Here is a 17,990-nt window from a genome sequence, read left to right on the forward strand (position 1 = left end):
AGAATGGCCGAGAACACCCAAGCCGACGTGAAGAAGCTCTCCTTTGAACGCGCGATCGAGGAACTCGAATCGATCGTCAAGCGGCTCGAGGACGGCAAGGTCCCGCTTGAGGAATCGGTCGCGATCTATGAGCGCGGCGAGGCACTGAAGCGGCGCTGCGAGGAATTGCTGCGCCAGGCCGAAGCCCGCGTCGACAAGATCACCACCGACGCCTCGGGCCAGCCGACCGGCACCGAGCCGCTCGACGTGCAGTAGCGGCGCCGCCGCCTACCTCGATCGTGCGGCGCGATGTCCGCCACGGCGGGCAATTGTTGCTGTGCATTTCCAGCCACCCGTAAACCCCCGGGGCTACCCGCGGGGGTCGGGTACGGCTGCGAATCAGGCCGAGCCGCCCCGGCCGGCTGCCGCCAAATTAGGCGAATTGGAACCCGGCTCCCGCCCGGCTATTGAAAAGACTAGGGTTTTCAGCGCACCGCATAGGAACCCTGCGCCCCCTATCGGGTTGGCTTTGGCTGCGGCTTTGGTGTAATGCTTCCAGTTCTATGGGCATTTGAGAGTGGCGGGCAGCCCGACTTTTCGGGCGGCATGCATCTCAAATGGTTCGACAAAACTGAACCGGGACGGGTGAAGAGCGACCAAGGTGATGCATATCACGTGGTCCAATCCGGAGTGAATCTAGGCTTACAACCAGGCACCGGCCTGCCGGGGCGGCACCCAGTGTCTGGCATTCGCTGCGCGGTGTGCGCGCCATCCCATCTCGCGTCGGGCGGTTCGTTCCGACAGGCAAAAATTGGAAATTCGCTGTGACCACATTTAGTAAGACGCCGCTTCTTGACACTATTCACACGCCGGATGACCTGCGCAAGCTGAAGGTCGAGCAGGTGCAGCAGGTTGCCGACGAGCTGCGCCAGGAAACCATCGACGCGGTGTCGGTGACCGGCGGCCATTTCGGCGCCGGCCTCGGCGTGGTCGAACTGACCACCGCCATCCACTACATCTTCGACACCCCACGCGACCGCCTGATCTGGGACGTCGGCCACCAGGCCTACCCGCACAAGATCCTGACCGGACGCCGCGACCGCATCCGCACGCTGCGCACCGGCGGCGGCCTCTCCGGCTTCACCAAGCGCACCGAAAGCGACTACGATCCGTTCGGCGCCGCGCACTCCTCGACCTCGATCTCGGCCGGCCTCGGCATGGCCGTGGCGCGCGATCTCTCCGGCGGCAAGAACAACGTTATCGCCGTGATCGGTGACGGCGCGATGTCGGCGGGCATGGCCTATGAGGCGATGAACAACGCCGGCGCGATGAACTCGCGCCTGATCGTGATCCTCAACGACAACGACATGTCGATCGCGCCGCCCGTCGGCGCGATGAGCGCCTATCTGTCGCGCCTCTACTCCGGCAAGACCTACCGCTCGCTGCGCGAGGCCGCCAAGCAGATCAACAAGCGCCTGCCGAAGATCCTCGCCAACCGCGCCAACCGCGTCGAGGAATATTCCCGCGGCTTCATGATGGACGGCGGCACGCTGTTCGAGGAACTCGGCTTCTACTATGTCGGCCCGATCGACGGTCACAATCTCGACCATCTGCTGCCGGTGCTGAAGAACGTCCGCGACATGGAGACCGGCCCGATCCTGGTTCACGTCGTGACCCAGAAGGGCAAGGGCTACGGCCCGGCCGAAGCCTCCGCCGACAAGTACCACGCCGTGGTCAAGTTCGACGTCGCGACCGGCACCCAGGCCAAGGCCAAGCCGAATGCGCCGGCCTACCAGAACGTGTTCGGCCAGAGCCTCGTCAAGGAAGCCGAGAAGGACGACAAGATCGTCGCCATCACCGCGGCGATGCCGTCAGGCACCGGCGTCGATATTTTCAACAAGGCGTTCCCGGACCGCACCTTCGACGTCGGCATTGCCGAACAGCACGCGGTGACCTTCGCTGCCGGCCTCGCCACCGAAGGCTACAAGCCGTTCTGCGCGATCTACTCGACCTTCCTGCAGCGCGGCTATGACCAGGTGGTCCATGACGTCGCGATCCAGAGCCTTCCGGTTCGCTTCGCGATCGACCGCGCCGGCCTGGTCGGCGCCGACGGCGCGACGCACGCGGGTTCGTTCGACAATGCGTATCTCGGCTGTCTGCCGAACATGGTGATCATGGCCGCCGCGGACGAGGCGGAACTTGTCCACATGGTGGCGACGCAGGTTGCGATCAACGATCGTCCGAGCGCGCTGCGCTATCCGCGCGGCGAAGGCCGCGGCATCGAGATGCCGGAAGTCGGCGTTGCCCTCGAGGTCGGCAAGGGCCGCATCATCCGTGAGGGCAAGAAGGTCGCGCTGCTGTCGTTCGGCACCCGTCTCGCCGAGTGCGAGAAGGCGGCCGACGAGCTCGCCGCGCACGGCCTTTCCGCCACGATCGCCGACGCGCGCTTCATGAAGCCGCTCGACGAAGAGATGATCATGAAGCTCGCCCGCGACCATGAGATCCTGATCACGATCGAGGAAGGCTCGATCGGCGGCTTCGGCTCGCATGTCATGCAGTTCCTGTCGGACAACGCCATGCTCGACAGCGGCATGCTCAAGTTCCGCTCGATGATCCTGCCCGACGTGTTCCTCGACCACGACACGCCGGCGGCGATGTATGCTCGCGCCGGTCTCGACGCCAAGAGCATCGTTGCCAAGGTGTTCGAAACCCTCGGCAAGGACTACAAGGCCGAGACCGTCAAGCTCGCCTGATCGTGACGGGCGGCGCTCACTGGAGCATTTTCGGTTCTGATTGAATCAGAACCGAAGCTCCAGGTTCTCGCTCGAAAACGCACCAGCCCCGGCAAGTCCATGAAGATCTATCTGGCAGGTCCTGACGTGTTCCTGCCGGATGCCGTGGAGATCGGCCGCCGCAAGGCGGAGGTTTGCGCCTATCACGGGCTGACCGGGCTGTATCCGCTCGACAACAGCATCGATCCCACCGCCGCCGGCGTCTCGCTCACCATCTTCAAGAGCAACGAGGCGATGATGGAGTCTGCCGACGCCATCATCGCCAACTTGACGCCGTTTCGCGGCCCCAGTGCCGACGCAGGCACGGTTTACGAACTCGGCTACATGGCGGGACGCGGCAAACTGTGCCTCGCCTATTCCAACGATCCCACGTCCTACGCCAATCGCGTGGCGCGGCTCAGCCAGGTCGTGCCGGCATCCGACGGACGCCTGATCGACGCGGAGGGGCTGACGGTGGAAGAGTTTGGATTGCCGGACAATCTGATGATGATGCACGCGCTCGACCTGCACGGCAGCCCGCTGGTGACCCCGCGCGAGCCGTCGGCCGACCTATGGCACGACCTCACCTCCTTCGAGGCCTGCGTGCGGCTCGCTGCCGCGCAGCGCCGGCAGGCGGCGAAGTGACCAGAGCGGGCGACAACGACGCATCTTCCGGCAAGCGCATCGACGTGCTGCTGGTGGAACGCGGCCTGTTCGAAAGCCGGGCCCGGGCGCGCGCCGCCATCGACGCCGGCCGCGTCACCGCCGACGGTAAGCAGATCGCGAAGGCGTCCGAGATCGTCGCACCGGGCGCGGCACTCTCGGCCGAGCCGGCGCATCCCTATGTCTCGCGCGGCGGCGTCAAGCTCGCCGGCGCGCTCGAGCACTATCCGATCGACGTCGAGGGCCATGTCTGCCTCGATGTCGGCGCCTCGACCGGCGGCTTCACCGAAGTGCTGCTTGCCAACGGCGCAAGCCTCGTGTTCGCCATCGATGTCGGCCACGGCCAGCTGCATCCCTCGCTGCAGGGGCATCCGAAGATCGTCTCCATGGAGGCGACCGACATCAGGAGTTTCGAGGGCAAGCGCCTGCCGGCGCGGCCCGACATCGTGGTGATCGACGTCAGCTTCATTTCGCTGAAGCTGGTGCTGCCGGTGGCGCTGTCGCTGGCGGCCGCCCCGATGCATCTTTTGGCACTGATCAAGCCGCAGTTCGAGGCGGCGCGCAAACACTCCAAGCGCGGCATCATCCGCAACGCGATGGTGCACCAGGAGATCTGCGACGACATCGCCGCCTTTGCCGCCTCGCAGGGCTGCACCGACATCCAGGTGTTCCCGTCCTCGATCCCGGGCGGCGACGGCAATATCGAATTCTTCCTCGGCGCGCGCCGTGGCTGAGCTTCTCACCATCGACCATGTCGGCCACCGCGGCGACGGCGTCGCGATCGAGGGATCGCAATCGATCTTTGTGCCCTATGCGCTGGCCGGCGAAACGGTCGAGGTCGACGACGTCCCGGGCAACCATCCCGATCGGCGGCGGCTGCTGCGGGTCGCGCAGGAAAGCCCCGAGCGCATCGCGCCGTTCTGTCCGCATTTCGGCGTGTGCGGCGGCTGCGCGATCCAGCACTGGAACGATGCGCCCTACCATGCCTGGAAGCGCAACATCGTGGTCGAGACGCTGGCGCAGGCGAAGATTGCGGCGGACGTCACAGCCCTGATCGATGCCCATGGCGCGGGCCGTCGCCGCATCACGCTGCACGGGCGCATGGGCCCCCATGAGGTCCTCAAGGTCGGCTACGCCGCGGCAGGTTCACACGACATCATCCCGGTCGATCGCTGCCCGATCCTCGATCCTGCGCTCGACGGTGCGCTTGAGGCGGCCTGGGCCACCGCCGAGCCGCTGACCGCGATCGGCAAGCCGCTCGACATCCAGGTCACCGCAACCGTCAACGGCCTCGACATCGACGTGCGCGGCTCCGGCGCGCTGCCGACCAGCCTGATCACCACTCTGTCGCGCGTCGCGCAGAAGCACCGGCTGGCGCGGCTAACACGCCACGGCGAGCTGGTGCTGCAGCGCGGCTCCCCCGAGATCGCGATCGGAAAGGCGAAGGTCGTGCTGCCGCCCGGCTCATTCCTGCAGGCGACCGTCAAGGGCGAGGAGATGCTGGCCGCGCTGGTTCGCGAGCATTGCGGACGCGCCAAGCATATCGCCGACCTGTTTTGCGGCGTCGGTCCGTTCGCGCTGCGCCTCGCGGAGAAGGCGCGGATCGCGGCATTCGACAGCGACACGGGTGCGATCACCGCGCTGCAGAAGGCCGCGCAATCGACGCCGGGGCTGAAGCCGCTCAAGGCCGAGGCGCGCGACCTGTTCCGCCGCCCCTTGATGCCGCAGGAGTTGCGCGACTACGACGCCGTCGTGTTCGATCCGCCGCGGCAGGGCGCGCAGGCGCAGGTCACCCAGCTGGCGGCGAGCAAGGTGCCGGTGATCGTCGCTGTGTCCTGCAACGCCGCGACGTTTGCGCGCGACGCGAAAATCCTGATCGACGGCGGCTACAAGATCGCAGCCGTCACACCGGTCGATCAGTTCCGCCACACGGCGCATGTCGAGCTGGTGGCGCGGTTCGCGCGCTGACAGGACGGAGCGGCTATCGCTGAGCGCGGGCAGTCTCGCTATAGTCTGCGCTCCATGTCCGACGATCCGCTGCTCGCACGCATCATCCCCGTTATCGCCGCCGTATCGGGCGTCGCCGCCATCGTACTCGGCGGCTCGCGGGCGCGCGGCACGGCGCATGACGCCTCCGACACCGATATCGGCCTCTACTATCGGGATGGCGCCGCGCCGGATATCGATCGGCTGCGCGAAGCTGTAACGGGTCTGGTCGACGATCCTGCTGCTGCGCATGTCACGCCGGTCGGCGAATGGGGATCGTGGATCGTCGGCGGCGCCTGGCTCACGATCGGCGGCCGCAAGGTCGACCTGCTCTACCGCAGCATCGATCAGGTCTCCGCTGTCATCGATGCTTGCCGGAACGGCGAGATCGGCATGCACTACCAGCCAGGCCATCCGCACGGCTTCTGCTCGGCGATCTGGATGGGCGAGGTCGCGCTGTGCCGTGCGCTGCACGATCCCGACGGCCTCGTCGCGGCGCTGAAGGCAAGGACCGCGCCCTACCCGCCGGCCCTGCGCGATGCGCTGATCCGGCGCTTTCAATGGGAAATCCTGTTCAGCATCGAGAATGCCGAGCTTGCTCTGCCGCGCGGCGACAGCACGCATATCGCGGGCTGCGCCTATCGCGCGCTAACCTGCATCGCACAGGTGCTGTTTGCGCTGCACGGGCAATATCTGATCAACGAAAAAGGCGCGCTGGCGCAGGCCGCGAATTTTCCGGTGACGGTTCGCGGCCTCGCTGGCCGCGCCGCGGAGGTCTGGCGGCAGATCGGCGCGACCGAGCATGCCGCCGCGTTGCAAACGTTGCGTTTACTGGAAAACGAGCTTGAGAAGCTGTTGCTCAATACCTAGCCGTATTGCAAAATGCGCTACGCGACTATAGATTATTCGCGATGGAGTAGTCTCCGATGCCCCGGACCGTCCGACACAAAGATCACCCGCTTTCGATGCGGCTGCCCGACGCCGACATCGCCATCATCGACAGGGCGGCAACGCTGCGCGGCCGCTCGCGAACGGATTTCGTCCGCGAGGCGGCCGTGCGCGCCGCCGAGGATGTCTTGATGGAAACGGTCCCGATCCGCATGAGCTCCGCAGGTTTCAAGGCCTTCATGACGGCGATGGCCGGACCTGCCAAACCCGTATCGGAGATGCAGGAGCTGCTTCGGCGTGCCGCACCGTGGGAGAAGTCCGGTTCGAAGAAGAGGAGCTGAGGCTTGGCCATTTCGGGGCCCGAGCCACTGACGTCGGCGCACGATGTAGCGTCATTCTCTTGTGGCAAGTCGTCGCTCGACCGCTGGCTGAAGACGCGGGCGCTCTCAAATCAGGAGAAAGGCTTCACCGCGGTTCTGGTCGTCCACGAAGGCAATCGCGTGGTTGGCTACTACGGCCTCGCGCCGACCGCGATTGTACCGACGAGCCTGCCGCGTTCGATCCGAACCGGTCAACCGCCCGATCCCGTACCCTGCCTGCTGTTGGGGCAACTTGCGACGGACCTGAACTGGATTGGCAGGGGAGTCGGCACCGGCCTGCTCAAACACGCGCTGCAACGCTGCGTTACCGCCGCTGGATTGATTGGCGGCCGAGCATTGATCGTGAATGCCGTGGATGCTGAGGCGGCGACTTTTTGGCAACGACGTGGATTCATACCGTCCAAAGATGATCCGCTGATCCTGTTCCGATCGATCGCAGATATCGCGGCCTCGTTGTAACCGCCGCTACCGCCCCCAGCGGTCCTGCCAGATTTTCTCGCCGATCAGGCAATTGACCCGCGGCTCCTTCTCGGCGGTCCGCATGATCGGGCGCTCGGGGGTGCGGCCGGCGACTTCGAGCAGCAGCTTGGTGCGGATCGCCTCCTTGAACTTCTCACGATCCTTGATCGTCACCACGAAGGAGCCCGGTCCGCCGATCACGCAGTCCTCGTAGTAATAGTCGAGATTCTCGATATCCATCGTCGAGTAGGACGGTTCCTTCACCATGATCGGCAGACCGTTGATGACGATGCCCTTGTCGAGCGCCGCGTCGCGCGCGGGCGTGATCGGCGTGCCGTTGTTGTTGGGCCCGTCGCCGGAAATATCGATCACGCGGCGCAGGCCGCGATGCGGATTCTCGTCGAACATCGGGATCGCGAAATAGATCGCGCCGGAGATCGAGGTCCGCGAGGCGCGGCGCACCGGTGTCTTCATGATCTCGGCGGCGACCGCATCGGCGGATTCAGGGCCGTCGATCACCCGCCAGGGGATGATGATCTTCTGATCGTTGGAGGCGGCCCATTCGAAATAGGTGATCGAGATCTTGCCGTTCGGACCGGCCTTCAGCGCCTGCAGGAAATCCTTGGAGACGATCGCCTGCGCATAGCCCTCGCGCTGGATCGCGAGCTCGTCCATGTCCATCGAATAGGAAACGTCGACAGCGATGATCAACTCGATGTCGACGCTCGGTGTGGATTCCTTTTCAGCCAGGCGATGGCCGGGCTGGGTTCCCGGGCCGGGCGCGGCAACACCGGCCACATCGCCGCTGGCCAACATGCCCGCGACAAGCACCGCTCCGATCGAGACATACCAGCGCATTGCGGCCCTCCCGTCGTATGAGTGTCATCGTGACACGCAATTCAGGCGGCGAAAAGCGCAGATATCAGCTGTCCTTCACATTCAGGTTAGACGTCCACGTTCAAGTCAGACTTGGCTTGCCTCGAATGCGGCAACGCGCGCCGTGCCGTTGCCGCAATGACGCCGTGCAAATCGAACGGTTCCAAGGCGCGCCTGAAGACGGTATTCTTACGGACAATCGCGAGGGAGTGCGATGCCGGATACCGTCGTCAAGCCGAAAACCAGGACGAAGACCAAGGTCGAGCGGCCACGCCTGCACAAGGTGATCCTGGTCAACGACGACTACACGCCGCGCGAATTCGTCGTCACCGTGCTGAAGGGTGAATTCCGCATGACCGACGACCAAGCCTACAAGGTGATGCTGACTGCGCACCAGCGCGGCGTCTGCGTCGTCGCTGTCTTCACCAGAGACGTCGCCGAGACCAAGGCGACGCGGGCCACTGACGCCGGCCGCGCCAAGGGCTATCCGCTGCTGTTCACCACCGAGCCCGAGGAATAGCGCGCCAGCGCCAGATTGCCACAGGCCTTGCCGCCAATTTTAGCGATCGCGGCGACCGGTGCTTTAGGGATCGCATGGCATGAACGCGGCATGTCCGTGGCGCTGCGCCAACAACTGTCCTTGCGGACGACCCGCCCGGAGACCTCGTTCGGGCCATTTCGTCCGTTGCCCGCCCTGCCCTGGCTCATCATGGCGGCGGCGCTGCGGATCGTCGGCTACGGCAATCTCGGCCTGATCGTGCCCGCGCTGGCGCTGGCCAACGCTTGCGTGCTGCTCGCCTTCTTCGCGACGGCACGGGACTCGATCCAGGCTTCCGGAGGCCGATCATCGCTCGGCGAATTGACGCTGGCCGAGCAGATCAGACTGTCGCTGTCGATCCTGTGGCGGATCGTGCTCGTGATGAGCGTGGCGTCACTCGGCACCGCCGCGATCGGCTTCTCGTCGTTTGCACCGTATCTGTTGTCGGGCCTCGACGGCATGGCCTTCGATCAGGTCACCCTTCTCGGCCGGTTCTGGAGTGCGGCGATCGCGGCGCTGGTGCTGCTGATCATCGTCAATGCGGAAGGCAATGGCGGTCGCGTCGCACTGTTTGCCGCCGTCAAGGACCTTGGCCGGCACGCGCTCTGGCTTGGCGCGGCGGTGCTCGTGCTGGGCGCGATCAACGTTGCGCTGGGCTACGGGCAGGCGCTTGTGCGCACCGCGATCTGGCACTTCTGGCACATCTCGATGGTGGGCCAGCCGCTCAAGAACCTGATCTACGTCGTCTTCATCTTCGGCTTCGCGATGCTGCGGCTGTGGATCACGCTGTCGATCCTGACCTTCGGCCTGAAGCAGTCTTACGCCCGCGGCGGCTAAGGCGCGATGAGATTAGGTTGAATCGTCATCGCGCCTTAGCTCTTTGTTTGAGCATGATCTTTTCGGAAAACCGCTTCGCACTTTTCCGGATCATGCTTTAGCTCGCAGCAGCGACCGGCGCCTCATCGAATAAGCCATAGACCCGTTCGGCCTTGGCAAATCCCGCGATCGGAAACTCGCCGAGATCGCTCCAGCCGCCGTCGCTGATGCCGGCGAAGCGCTCGGAGGCCACCACGGTGCGGCCGAGACGGCCGGCGATCTTCTCCAGCCGCGCGGCGAGATTGACCGCCGGACCGATGCAGGTGAAGTCGAGCCGGTTGCCGCCGCCGATATTGCCGTAGAGCACGCGCCCGAGATGCAGCGCGAGGCCGAAGCGGAAGCGTTCGACGGCATCGCCATTGGCGAATTGCAGCGCCTCGACGCCGGCGCGGGACGCGCGCGCAGCTTCCAGCACCCGTGAGCAGACCTGCACCTCGTCGCCGAGATATTCGTCGACCGGGAACACCGCGAGCAGGCCGTCGCCCATGAATTTGAGCACTTCGCCGCCATGGTCGCGGATCGCGGTGACCTGACAATCGAAGTAGAGGTTGAGGATCTCCACCACAGTCTGGGCCGGCAAGCGGTCCGAAAGCGCGGTGAAGCCGCGCAAGTCCGACAGCCAGATCGCGGCATCCATTGTATCGGCATGGCCGCGCCGGATCTGGCCGCCCATGATGCGCTCGCCGGCACGGTTGCCGACATAGGTGTCGAGCAAGAGCGAGGCGGTGCGGCGCAGGGTGATGATCTCGATATAGCGCGCCAATGGCACGGTGATCGACCGGATCGCATCGAGCTGCTCCTCGGTGAAGCCACCCGGCTGCCTGGTGGTCCAGCTCGAGGCATTGACGAAGCCGTCGGTATAGACCAGCGGCACGGCGATGTAGTCGGTGACGCCTTCGGCCTGCAGGTCCACGACGATCGGAAACCGGGCGCTTGCGGGATCGTCGAGCCGCGCGCGTACTTCAACACCCTGCCTGAACACGGTCGACAGTGGGCTGACGGCAAATTCCGGGGAGTCCAGGATGTTGTGATCGACGGTGCCGGTTTCGACCTCGGCGCCGGGCTTCCAGAAGAAATGGCGGCCATAGATCTCCGGATGCAGCGTGCGCACGAAGACGCCGATGCGCCACAGCGGCAGGCCGGCCCGCACCAGGCGCTCGCAGCATTCCGCCATCATCTGCGGCGGGGTCGGCGCCGACCGCGCGCCGCCGATCATCCATTCGATGATGTCCCGAAGCTCCGACGCGTTCATGGCATTCCCCCAGGGCGGTCTGGTGACCGCCACTATATAAGGGATCAGCGCCCGGTCTGCCCGCGGTCGCGCAGAAAATGATCGGCCAGCACGCAGGCCATCATGGCCTCGCCGACCGGCACCGCCCGGATGCCGACGCAGGGGTCGTGGCGGCCCTTGGTCAGGATGTCGGTATCCGCGCCCTTGCGGTCCACGGTCCGGCGCGTGGTCAGGATCGAGGAGGTCGGCTTGACCGCAAAGCGCACCACCACCGGCTGCCCGGTCGAGATGCCGCCGAGGACGCCGCCGGCATGGTTGGACAGGAAACGCGTTCCGTTGTTGCCGGTCCGCATCTCGTCGGCGTTCTCCTCGCCCGACAATTCGGCGGCGCCGAAGCCGGCGCCGATCTCGACGCCCTTGACCGCGTTGATGCTCATCATCGCCGCCGCCAGGTCGCTGTCGAGCTTGGCGTAGATCGGCGCGCCGAGCCCGGCCGGCACGCCCTCGGCGACGACCTCGATGACGGCGCCGATCGAGGAGCCGCTCTTCCTGATGCCGTCGAGATAGCTTTCGAAGAACGCCGCCTTGTCCTTGTCGGGACAGAAGAACGGATTGTTCGCGATCTCGTCCCAGTCCCACTTCTCGCGGTCGATCTTGTGCGGCCCCATCTGCACCAGCGCGCCGCGCACCTTCACCTCGGGCAGCACCTTGCGCGCGATCGCACCGGCAGCGACGCGGGTCGCGGTCTCGCGCGCGGAGGAGCGTCCGCCGCCGCGATAGTCGCGCAGGCCGTATTTCGCTTCATAGGTGAAGTCGGCGTGGCCGGGGCGGAACTTGTCCTTGATCTCGGAATAATCCTTCGAGCGCTGGTCGGTGTTCTCGATCAGCAGCGCGATCGGCGTGCCGGTCGTCACCTGCGCGCCGGTTTCCGGATGCGCCATCACGCCGGACAGGATCTTGACCGCATCCGGCTCCTGGCGCTGGGTGGTGAAGCGCGACTGGCCCGGGCGGCGGCGGTCGAGGTCGTGCTGGATCTCCTCCACGGTCAGGGGGATCAGCGGCGGGCAGCCGTCGACGACGCAGCCGATCGCGACCCCATGGCTCTCGCCGAAGGTCGTGACGCGGAACATATGGCCGAAAGTATTGAAGGACATGGCGTGTCGTAACGCGCAGAGGCAGCGGGGTCAAACAGCCAGGCTGTCATTCCGGGGCGATGCGGAGCATCGAACCCGGAATCTCGAGATTCCCCGGGGCTCAATTGCGCCCCTGAGGTTCGCTTCGCGCCCCCGGAATGACAGTGCGAGTTAACTATGCTTCCGCAGGCCCGCCGCGCCGAACACATAAACCGCCCCCTGCTCGATATAGAGCTCGGCGGCCGAGGCCGGCGTCTCGAAGCCGAGCGCCACCATCAGCGCCCGCGCCGTACCGCCATGGGCAACCGCGACTGTGTCTGCCGTCACCGAGCGATACCAGTCGGTCATCCGCACCTGGACGTCGACATAGCTCTCGCCGCCCTCCGGCGACACCGTCCACTTCTCGGCCAGGCGGCGGGCATACAGCACGGGGTCCGCAGCCTGCGCCTGCGCCAGCGTCGAGCCTTCCCACGTCCCGTAGCCGATCTCGCGCAACCGCGCGTCGAGGGCGTAGTCGCCCGGCGGCAGGCCAAGCTCGGCACGCACCAGCTCCATGGTCGCCCGCGCCCGGATCAGCGGGCTTGCGACGAACGGCAGCGTCGTCTTGTCACGGCCGTCGCGCGCGAGGAGATCGCCGAGGATGCGCCCGGCATGCGCCGCCTGGGCGCGGCCGCGCTCGTTGAGGGCGATGTCCTGCACGCCCTGGAGCCGGCCTTCGGCGTTCCACGCGGTCTCGCCGTGGCGGATGTAATAGATCGTCGGTACCGGCATTCCCGTAACGGCTGGTCCCTGCTGCGCGAGAGGTCGGCCGCCTCAAGGCTTCCACGCTTCGAATTTTTTCGGCTCGGAGGTACACCAGCACTTCGGCCGGCGACAAGCCCAAATCGGCCGCAGCTTGGGCGGTATGCGCGCAGATCGGCGCAGACGGAATAGCCACGCCGCCAGGGTGTTATGTTGAACAAGGCGACTATCGCCGAGACCATCGAAGACTGGGATGCATGACCGCGTTTCGTCAAAGTGTCGAAGCCATGATACCGGCGCTGCGTCGCTATGCGCGCGCGCTGGCGCGTGACACGGATATCGCCGACGATCTGGTGCAGGACACGCTGGTGCGGGCGCTGCGCTCGGAGCGGCTGTTTCTCGGCGGCGACGTCAGGAGCTGGCTCTACACGATCCTGACCAATCTGAACAAGAACCGCCGGCGTTCGCTGGCGCGGCGGCCGGCCTTCGTGCCGCTGCTCGACAACAACGCCGACGCCAGCGGCACCGAGGCCGAGGGACGCGACATCGAGCGCGCACTGTCGACGCTGGTCGAGGAACAACGCTCGGTGCTGCTGCTCGTCATGCTGGAGGGCATGAGCTACCGCGAGGTCGCCGATATCCAGGGCGTGCCGATCGGCACGGTGATGTCCCGCCTCGCCCGCGCCCGCGCCCATGTCCGGGCCTCGATCGAGGGCCAGCGCCCGGCGCTCCGGCGGGTGAAATGATAATGTGCGCCATGGCCGGCGTTATGCATGAACGATTTTCGAACAAGATTTGGCAGAGACCACTGATATGACCGACCCGAACATTCCCGTCACCGAAGACGAGCTGCACGCTTACGTCGACAATGAGCTGCCGGCCGAACGCCGCGGCGATGTCGAGGTGTGGCTTGACACGCATCCCGACGACGCGGCGCGGGTGCAGTCATGGCGTGCGATGGCCGAGACTCTGCATTCACGCTACGACACCGTGCTGGACGAGGCGGTGCCGAAACGGCTCGAGCTCGAGCGGCTGGTGCGCCAGCCGCGCCGCTGGGTCTATGGCGCGGTGGCGGCGACGGTCATGGCCTTCGTCGCCGGCGGCGGCGCCGGCTGGATCGCGCGCGGAGCGGCGGCGACGCCGTCGGCCTTCCAGAGCTTCACGGTCGATGCACTCGATGCGCATCGGCTCTACGTGGTCGAGGTCCGGCATCCCGTCGAGGTGCCCGGCAGCGAGCGCGACCACCTGCAGCAATGGCTGACCAAGCGCTGCGGCTGGGACGTCCGCGCGCCGGAGCTGACCGGGCTGAAGCTGGTCGGCGGCCGCCTGCTGCCCGGACCGAGCGGCCCGGCGTCGTTCCTGATGTATGAGAGCACGTCAGGTGAGCGCTTCACGGTCTACACCGCCAAGGTGAAGACCGAGGCGACCCAGATGCGCTATGCCGTGCAGGGCAGCGACGGCGCACTGTTCTGGGCCGATCGAGGCGTCGCCTATGTCGTCAGCGGCGGCACCGATCGCACGCGCCTGACCGAGGTCGCGCAGGCCGTCTACGATCAGATGGAGAAGAGCGGCGGGTGATCTTCCGTAATTTTACGGAAGATCAGGTCGTCAAAATTGCGTCATTTCGAGTAAGTGAATCCAGCCTCACTCAGCGTCCCAATTCCGACATCGAAAACTTCGATTCGCGTCATCGACGCGTCTCATTATCGCACCGGATGCTCACGCGAAGATGATCCGCGCCCGATCCGCCGATCGGCGCACGCGGCCTCGATTGGGGTTTTGTGTACCGCGCTGGTCCCCCTCTCGAGGCCGCACTCCTTTCCGCCGTCCAATCTGCACGCCGCAGATGGGACTTCCGGCGGCCGATCATCTTTTGACGCGCTCACGACACCCGCGTCTACCCCGATAGACTCCGGGGTAGTTGCAGTTTCGCGTCTTCGCGTCTTTGGGGCGCGCTCTCGGCGGTCAGCCGAGATCGCTGCGCGGATTATAGGGGTTACGATCCCGCCACGTCTGCATCAATGCCTCAAGCTCGGCATCGTTCCCGTCGGGAAGGATGATGCGGGTTGTGACATAGAGGTCGCCGGTCGCGCCGGCCTTCGACAGCCCCTTGCCCTTGAGGCGGAAAGTACGGCCGCTCGAGGTGTTTTTGGGGATCGACAGTTCGACCGCGCTGCCAAGCGTCGGCACGCGGACCTTGCCGCCCAGCACCGCCTCGTAGAGGGTGATGGGCAGGTCGATCCGGAGATCGTTGCCGTCGACCTTGAAGAACGGGTGCGGTGCGATCGAGACCGTGATCAGGAGATCGCCGGGCGGATGGCCTTGCGCGGTCTCGCCCTGCCCCTTCAGCCGGATCTGCTGACCCGCAGCGACCCCGGGCGGAATCTTGACGTTGAGCTCGCGGCCGGTCGGCAGGCGCACGCGCTTGTCGCCGCCCCTGACCGATTCCTCCAGCGACACCGTCATGGCGACCGACAGATCAAGGTCGACGCCGACCCCGCCGCCGTCAAACTCGAACGGACTGGCCCGGCCCGCGCGGCCGCCACCGCCGCGAGCGGCATTGCCGAACATGCTGTTGAGGATGTCCTCGAAGCTGCCGCCGCCCATGCCGCCGCCGGGCCCGGAGCGGAAACTGTACTCAAAGCCACCCGAACCGGCACGGCCGCCGGCACCGCCGCCGCCAGGGAAGCCCTGGAAGCGCGGCTTGCCTTCGGCATCGATCTCGCCGCGGTCGAACTGCTTGCGCTTGTCCTCGTCGCCGACGATCTCGTTGGCCGTGTTGATCTCCGCAAAGCGGGCCGCCGCCTTCGGGTCGTTCTTGTTGTTATCAGGGTGATGCTTCTTGGCGAGCTTGCGATAGGCGCTCTTGATCGTCGCAGCGCTGGCGCTCCGCTGCACCCCCAAGACCTCATAGGGGTCGCGCATCCGTCACGTCTCCTTCACGGGAAAAATCAGTCCTGGCCGGGAACCCGTCCGGGCCCACTTTGCCTTCATGTGGGGGCTCAGTGGCATTTTTGCAACTTAGCCCGGCTTCGCCGGAATTCTCAGGATTTTCTCCAGGGCTTCAGGCTATGGATTTCCCACCGCCCTTGTCCAGCCTTGCATGCGGCCCCCTGCAGCCAGCTCTCGGTGGCTCCATTGACGTAGCTGGCAAGGAAATCCCGGCACGTCTTGCCGTCCTCGCCCGAATAGGCCTGGGCCAGCGGCGTCACCGAGCCGCGCGCGCCGGTTTCAGGATTTTCCCAGGGCTGGCTGGAATCCTTGTCGCCCTTGGTCAGCACGTCGGAGGCGGCATTGCGGGCGAAGGCGAGGTCGCTGTCGGTCGGCATCACCGCATTGACCTGGGTCGGGCTGATCGAGCCCGTCACATCCTTGTCGTCCAGCTTGGCGAAGGCGTCGCTGCGCGACAGGCTGCAGCCGCTTGCGCCGACGCCGATCAGGATCAATGTCACCACCGCGCCTGCGGGGTGGATCGCCGATAGGCCAACGCGCCCCCATGCCCTATATAGGGCTAGTAACGCGCTTTCAGACGCGGGCGGATGCAAATCGGGACTCCTGACATGACCGACACGACCTCCATCAAACACCCGACACCGTTAACATCGGGTGATTTCACCGCGGCGGAGGAGCCGTTCGCCCTGTTCGCCGAATGGTTTGCGGAGGCGGTCAAGTCCGAGCCGAACGATCCGAACGCGATGGCGCTTGCGACCGTCGATCCCGACGGCCTGCCCGACGTGCGGATGGTGTTGATGAAGGGCTTCGATGCCGACGGCTTCGTGTTCTACAGCCACATTGCGAGCGCCAAGGGCCGCGAATTGGCCGCAAATCCTAAGGCCGCTTTACTCTTCCATTGGAAATCGCTGCGCCGCCAGGTGCGCATCCGAGGGCCGGTCACGCCGGTGACCGATGCCGAGGCCGACGCCTATTTCGCCACAAGGCCGAAGCAGGCGCAGATCGGCGCCTGGGCCAGCAAGCAGTCGCAGCCGCTGGAGAGCCGCTTCGCCTTCGAGCAGGCAATCGCCAAGACCGGTGCGAAATACGTCCTCGGCGAGGTGCCGCGGCCGCCGGGCTGGAGCGGCTGGCGGATCACGCCGCAGCGCTTCGAGTTCTGGCACGACCGCCCGTACCGCCTGCACGACCGCATCGAATTCCGCCGCGACGGCGCCGGCAGCGCCTGGTCGAAGGTGCGGCTCTATCCCTGAAAGCTGCGACCGTCATGGCCGGGCGAAAGCGCGAAGCGCATCTTCGTGTAAGATGACCCGGCCATCGACGTCTTGATCCCAAGTCATCCCAAGTCGTTCGAAGGCGTGGATGCCCGGCACGCCGCCGCGCATGACGAAAACGAAAGAAACCGTCGATGCCCCATCCATCCAATGCACCGCGGCGCACGCTGCTCCTGACCGGCGCAAGCCGCGGCATCGGCCATGCCACCGCGATCCGGTTCTCGTCCGCCGGCTGGCGCGTCATCACCCTGTCGCGGCACGCGTTTCCCGAGGTCTGCCCGTGGGGTGCCGGGCCGGAAGACCACATCGAGGTCGACCTCGGCAGCCATGACGACACCGTGCGCGCGATCTCCGAGATCCGCAGGCGGCTCGAGAACGATGAACTGCACGCGCTGGTCAACAACGCCGCGATCTCGCCGAAGGCTGCGGGCGGCGGCCGGCTCGGCACCATGGACACCGACATCGAGACCTGGACCCACGTTTTCCACGTCAACTTCTTCGCACCGATCATGATCGCGCGCGGGCTGATCGAGGAGTTGAAACACGCCAAGGGCGCGGTGGTGAACGTCACCTCGATCGCCGGCTCGCGCGTGCATCCGTTTGCCGGCGCGGCCTATGCGACGTCGAAGGCCGCGCTCGCGGCGCTGACGCGCGAGATGGCATCGGACTTCGGCCGCGTCGGCGTCCGCGTCAACGCGATCGCGCCGGGCGAGATCGATACCTCGATCCTGTCGCCGGGCACCGAGAAGATCGTCGACCAGCAGATCCCGATGCACCGCCTCGGCACGCCGGACGAGGTCGCCAAGATCATCTACGTTCTCTGTACGGAGACCAGCTCTTACGTGAACGGTGCGGAGATCCACATCAACGGTGGTCAGCACGTCTGAGCTTGGGAAGAGCCGTATTTCGGGGAAGGAAGTTTTGAGGCGATCCCGGCCGCCGCCGCGGCCGTCATTGGGATTGCTTCACTTGCAGGCGTAACAAACACAAACGAGGCTTCTGCCTCCGAGGCTTCGGCCTCTAGTCTGCGTAAAACCGACGCGACTTCTTCTTCTCGGGCTGCCGCAGCGCGACGTCGTTCAGCGCGCTGGAGCATTCGTCTTCGTCCTCGCCATCCAGCAACGCAGCGCCACAGTAACGGCAAAGTCTCGGCGAGATCGCCTGCACCTTGCCTGCTGCGCGGTCCTGTTGATAGCGCGCAAAGTCGATGACGTTACGCCGTGGCGTTATGATCTTCTCAACCATT

21 protein-coding genes are annotated in these 17,990 nt (G+C 65.6%); 14 read left to right on the forward strand and 7 right to left on the reverse strand.

Annotation, left to right across the window (positions count from 1 at the left end; genetic code table 11):
* Nucleotides 1-3: 3 nt before the first annotated feature.
* The 8 genes from J2R78_RS04380 (at nt 4) to J2R78_RS04415 (ending at nt 7,126) form a co-directional block, all read left to right on the forward strand.
* Nucleotides 4-255, forward strand: a complete 252-nt coding sequence (locus J2R78_RS04380) for an exodeoxyribonuclease VII small subunit (protein WP_028334494.1) — start codon at nt 4-6, stop codon at nt 253-255.
* Nucleotides 256-803: 548 nt separating this feature from the next.
* A complete protein-coding gene (gene dxs, locus J2R78_RS04385) occupies nt 804-2,732 on the forward strand; it encodes a 1-deoxy-D-xylulose-5-phosphate synthase (protein ID WP_050387827.1) in 1,929 nt (642 codons plus the stop codon).
* Between the two features lie 99 nt (nt 2,733-2,831).
* Nucleotides 2,832-3,395: a nucleoside 2-deoxyribosyltransferase gene (locus J2R78_RS04390; protein ID WP_057015217.1), complete on the forward strand. Its 564-nt coding sequence runs from the start codon at nt 2,832-2,834 to the stop codon at nt 3,393-3,395.
* On the forward strand, nt 3,392-4,147 hold the full coding sequence (locus J2R78_RS04395) for a TlyA family RNA methyltransferase (protein ID WP_253603115.1): 756 nt from the start codon (nt 3,392-3,394) through the stop codon (nt 4,145-4,147). Before J2R78_RS04390 ends, J2R78_RS04395 begins: the two co-directional genes overlap by 4 nt.
* Nucleotides 4,140-5,381, forward strand: a complete 1,242-nt coding sequence (locus J2R78_RS04400; protein WP_253603117.1) for a methyltransferase — start codon at nt 4,140-4,142, stop codon at nt 5,379-5,381. The genes J2R78_RS04395 and J2R78_RS04400 overlap by 8 nt, the downstream gene beginning before the upstream one ends.
* 54 nt (nt 5,382-5,435) lie before the next feature.
* Nucleotides 5,436-6,269 (forward strand): nucleotidyltransferase domain-containing protein, encoded by an 834-nt coding sequence (locus J2R78_RS04405; RefSeq protein ID WP_253603119.1) that lies wholly within the window; start codon nt 5,436-5,438, stop codon nt 6,267-6,269.
* A gap of 56 nt (nt 6,270-6,325) precedes the next feature.
* Nucleotides 6,326-6,628 (forward strand): DUF1778 domain-containing protein, encoded by a 303-nt coding sequence (locus J2R78_RS04410; RefSeq protein WP_375166974.1) that lies wholly within the window; start codon nt 6,326-6,328, stop codon nt 6,626-6,628.
* 3 nt (nt 6,629-6,631) lie between these two features.
* The gene (locus J2R78_RS04415; protein ID WP_225645581.1) at nt 6,632-7,126 is read left to right on the forward strand and encodes a GNAT family N-acetyltransferase; all 495 of its coding nucleotides are present in this window, start codon (nt 6,632-6,634) and stop codon (nt 7,124-7,126) included.
* A 6-nt stretch (nt 7,127-7,132) separates the two neighbouring features.
* Here J2R78_RS04415 and J2R78_RS04420 read toward each other — a convergent pair whose 3' ends face one another.
* Nucleotides 7,133-7,984: a DUF1194 domain-containing protein gene (locus J2R78_RS04420; RefSeq protein WP_028339506.1), complete on the reverse strand. Its 852-nt coding sequence runs from the start codon at nt 7,982-7,984 to the stop codon at nt 7,133-7,135.
* Between the two features lie 232 nt (nt 7,985-8,216).
* Between J2R78_RS04420 and clpS the strand changes: the two genes are divergently transcribed.
* Together clpS and J2R78_RS04430 are read left to right on the forward strand one after the other, a co-directional pair.
* Nucleotides 8,217-8,522 carry an ATP-dependent Clp protease adapter ClpS gene (gene clpS, locus J2R78_RS04425; protein ID WP_021076758.1) on the forward strand — a complete coding sequence of 102 codons (306 nt, stop codon included), beginning with the start codon at nt 8,217-8,219 and terminating at the stop codon, nt 8,520-8,522.
* 90 nt (nt 8,523-8,612) lie between these two features.
* Nucleotides 8,613-9,377 carry a hypothetical protein gene (locus J2R78_RS04430; RefSeq protein ID WP_253603123.1) on the forward strand — a complete coding sequence of 255 codons (765 nt, stop codon included), beginning with the start codon at nt 8,613-8,615 and terminating at the stop codon, nt 9,375-9,377.
* Nucleotides 9,378-9,474: 97 nt separating this feature from the next.
* Here the strand turns inward: J2R78_RS04430 and J2R78_RS04435 are convergent, their stop codons facing one another.
* From J2R78_RS04435 to J2R78_RS04445, 3 genes are all read right to left on the reverse strand, one after another.
* Nucleotides 9,475-10,668, reverse strand: a complete 1,194-nt coding sequence (locus J2R78_RS04435; RefSeq protein WP_253603125.1) for an adenylate/guanylate cyclase domain-containing protein — start codon at nt 10,666-10,668, stop codon at nt 9,475-9,477.
* 44 nt (nt 10,669-10,712) lie between these two features.
* A complete protein-coding gene (aroC, locus tag J2R78_RS04440; RefSeq protein WP_253603127.1) occupies nt 10,713-11,801 on the reverse strand; it encodes a chorismate synthase in 1,089 nt (362 codons plus the stop codon).
* Between the two features lie 150 nt (nt 11,802-11,951).
* The gene (locus J2R78_RS04445; RefSeq protein WP_253603129.1) at nt 11,952-12,551 is read right to left on the reverse strand and encodes a histidine phosphatase family protein; all 600 of its coding nucleotides are present in this window, start codon (nt 12,549-12,551) and stop codon (nt 11,952-11,954) included.
* Between the two features lie 227 nt (nt 12,552-12,778).
* Between J2R78_RS04445 and J2R78_RS04450 the strand changes: the two genes are divergently transcribed.
* Nucleotides 12,779-13,267, forward strand: a complete 489-nt coding sequence (locus J2R78_RS04450; RefSeq protein WP_016844579.1) for a sigma-70 family RNA polymerase sigma factor — start codon at nt 12,779-12,781, stop codon at nt 13,265-13,267.
* 67 nt (nt 13,268-13,334) lie between these two features.
* Nucleotides 13,335-14,099: an anti-sigma factor gene (locus J2R78_RS04455; RefSeq protein ID WP_253603131.1), complete on the forward strand. Its 765-nt coding sequence runs from the start codon at nt 13,335-13,337 to the stop codon at nt 14,097-14,099.
* Nucleotides 14,100-14,486: 387 nt separating this feature from the next.
* Here J2R78_RS04455 and J2R78_RS04460 read toward each other — a convergent pair whose 3' ends face one another.
* The gene (locus J2R78_RS04460) at nt 14,487-15,446 is read right to left on the reverse strand and encodes a DnaJ C-terminal domain-containing protein (RefSeq protein ID WP_253603133.1); all 960 of its coding nucleotides are present in this window, start codon (nt 15,444-15,446) and stop codon (nt 14,487-14,489) included.
* Between the two features lie 119 nt (nt 15,447-15,565).
* Nucleotides 15,566-15,973, reverse strand: a complete 408-nt coding sequence (locus tag J2R78_RS04465) for an RT0821/Lpp0805 family surface protein (RefSeq protein WP_026192440.1) — start codon at nt 15,971-15,973, stop codon at nt 15,566-15,568.
* Between the two features lie 108 nt (nt 15,974-16,081).
* Here J2R78_RS04465 and pdxH point away from each other — a divergent pair, with 108 nt between their 5' ends.
* Entirely contained in the window at nt 16,082-16,723 is a 642-nt protein-coding gene (gene pdxH, locus J2R78_RS04470) for a pyridoxamine 5'-phosphate oxidase (RefSeq protein ID WP_253603135.1), read from the forward strand.
* Nucleotides 16,724-16,878: 155 nt separating this feature from the next.
* Nucleotides 16,879-17,631 carry an SDR family NAD(P)-dependent oxidoreductase gene (locus tag J2R78_RS04475; RefSeq protein ID WP_018270354.1) on the forward strand — a complete coding sequence of 251 codons (753 nt, stop codon included), beginning with the start codon at nt 16,879-16,881 and terminating at the stop codon, nt 17,629-17,631.
* Between the two features lie 133 nt (nt 17,632-17,764).
* Here the strand turns inward: J2R78_RS04475 and J2R78_RS04480 are convergent, their stop codons facing one another.
* On the reverse strand, nt 17,765-17,989 hold the full coding sequence (locus J2R78_RS04480; protein WP_028334509.1) for a hypothetical protein: 225 nt from the start codon (nt 17,987-17,989) through the stop codon (nt 17,765-17,767).
* Between the last annotated feature and the right edge of the window lies 1 nt (nt 17,990).

The sequence above is a fragment of the Bradyrhizobium sp. USDA 4538 genome, assembly GCF_024171045.1.
GTDB classification, from domain to species: domain Bacteria; phylum Pseudomonadota; class Alphaproteobacteria; order Rhizobiales; family Xanthobacteraceae; genus Bradyrhizobium; species Bradyrhizobium australafricanum.

Bases quoted from the DNA above. Each gene is read 5' to 3' on its own strand.
- J2R78_RS04380 (WP_028334494.1), top strand. From the start codon at position 4: ATGGCCGAGAACACCCAAGCCGACGTGAAGAAGCTCTCCTTTGAACGC.
- J2R78_RS04390 (WP_057015217.1), top strand. From the start codon at position 2,832: ATGAAGATCTATCTGGCAGGTCCTGACGTGTTCCTGCCGGATGCCGTG.
- J2R78_RS04405 (WP_253603119.1), top strand. From the start codon at position 5,436: ATGTCCGACGATCCGCTGCTCGCACGCATCATCCCCGTTATCGCCGCC.
- J2R78_RS04410 (WP_375166974.1), top strand. From the start codon at position 6,326: ATGCCCCGGACCGTCCGACACAAAGATCACCCGCTTTCGATGCGGCTG.
- J2R78_RS04420 (WP_028339506.1), bottom strand. From the start codon at position 7,984: ATGCGCTGGTATGTCTCGATCGGAGCGGTGCTTGTCGCGGGCATGTTG.
- clpS (WP_021076758.1), top strand. From the start codon at position 8,217: ATGCCGGATACCGTCGTCAAGCCGAAAACCAGGACGAAGACCAAGGTC.
- J2R78_RS04430 (WP_253603123.1), top strand. From the start codon at position 8,613: ATGTCCGTGGCGCTGCGCCAACAACTGTCCTTGCGGACGACCCGCCCG.
- J2R78_RS04435 (WP_253603125.1), bottom strand. From the start codon at position 10,668: ATGAACGCGTCGGAGCTTCGGGACATCATCGAATGGATGATCGGCGGC.
- aroC (WP_253603127.1), bottom strand. From the start codon at position 11,801: ATGTCCTTCAATACTTTCGGCCATATGTTCCGCGTCACGACCTTCGGC.
- J2R78_RS04445 (WP_253603129.1), bottom strand. From the start codon at position 12,551: ATGCCGGTACCGACGATCTATTACATCCGCCACGGCGAGACCGCGTGG.
- J2R78_RS04450 (WP_016844579.1), top strand. From the start codon at position 12,779: ATGACCGCGTTTCGTCAAAGTGTCGAAGCCATGATACCGGCGCTGCGT.
- J2R78_RS04455 (WP_253603131.1), top strand. From the start codon at position 13,335: ATGACCGACCCGAACATTCCCGTCACCGAAGACGAGCTGCACGCTTAC.
- J2R78_RS04460 (WP_253603133.1), bottom strand. From the start codon at position 15,446: ATGCGCGACCCCTATGAGGTCTTGGGGGTGCAGCGGAGCGCCAGCGCT.
- pdxH (WP_253603135.1), top strand. From the start codon at position 16,082: ATGACCGACACGACCTCCATCAAACACCCGACACCGTTAACATCGGGT.
- J2R78_RS04475 (WP_018270354.1), top strand. From the start codon at position 16,879: ATGCCCCATCCATCCAATGCACCGCGGCGCACGCTGCTCCTGACCGGC.
- J2R78_RS04480 (WP_028334509.1), bottom strand. From the start codon at position 17,989: ATGGTTGAGAAGATCATAACGCCACGGCGTAACGTCATCGACTTTGCG.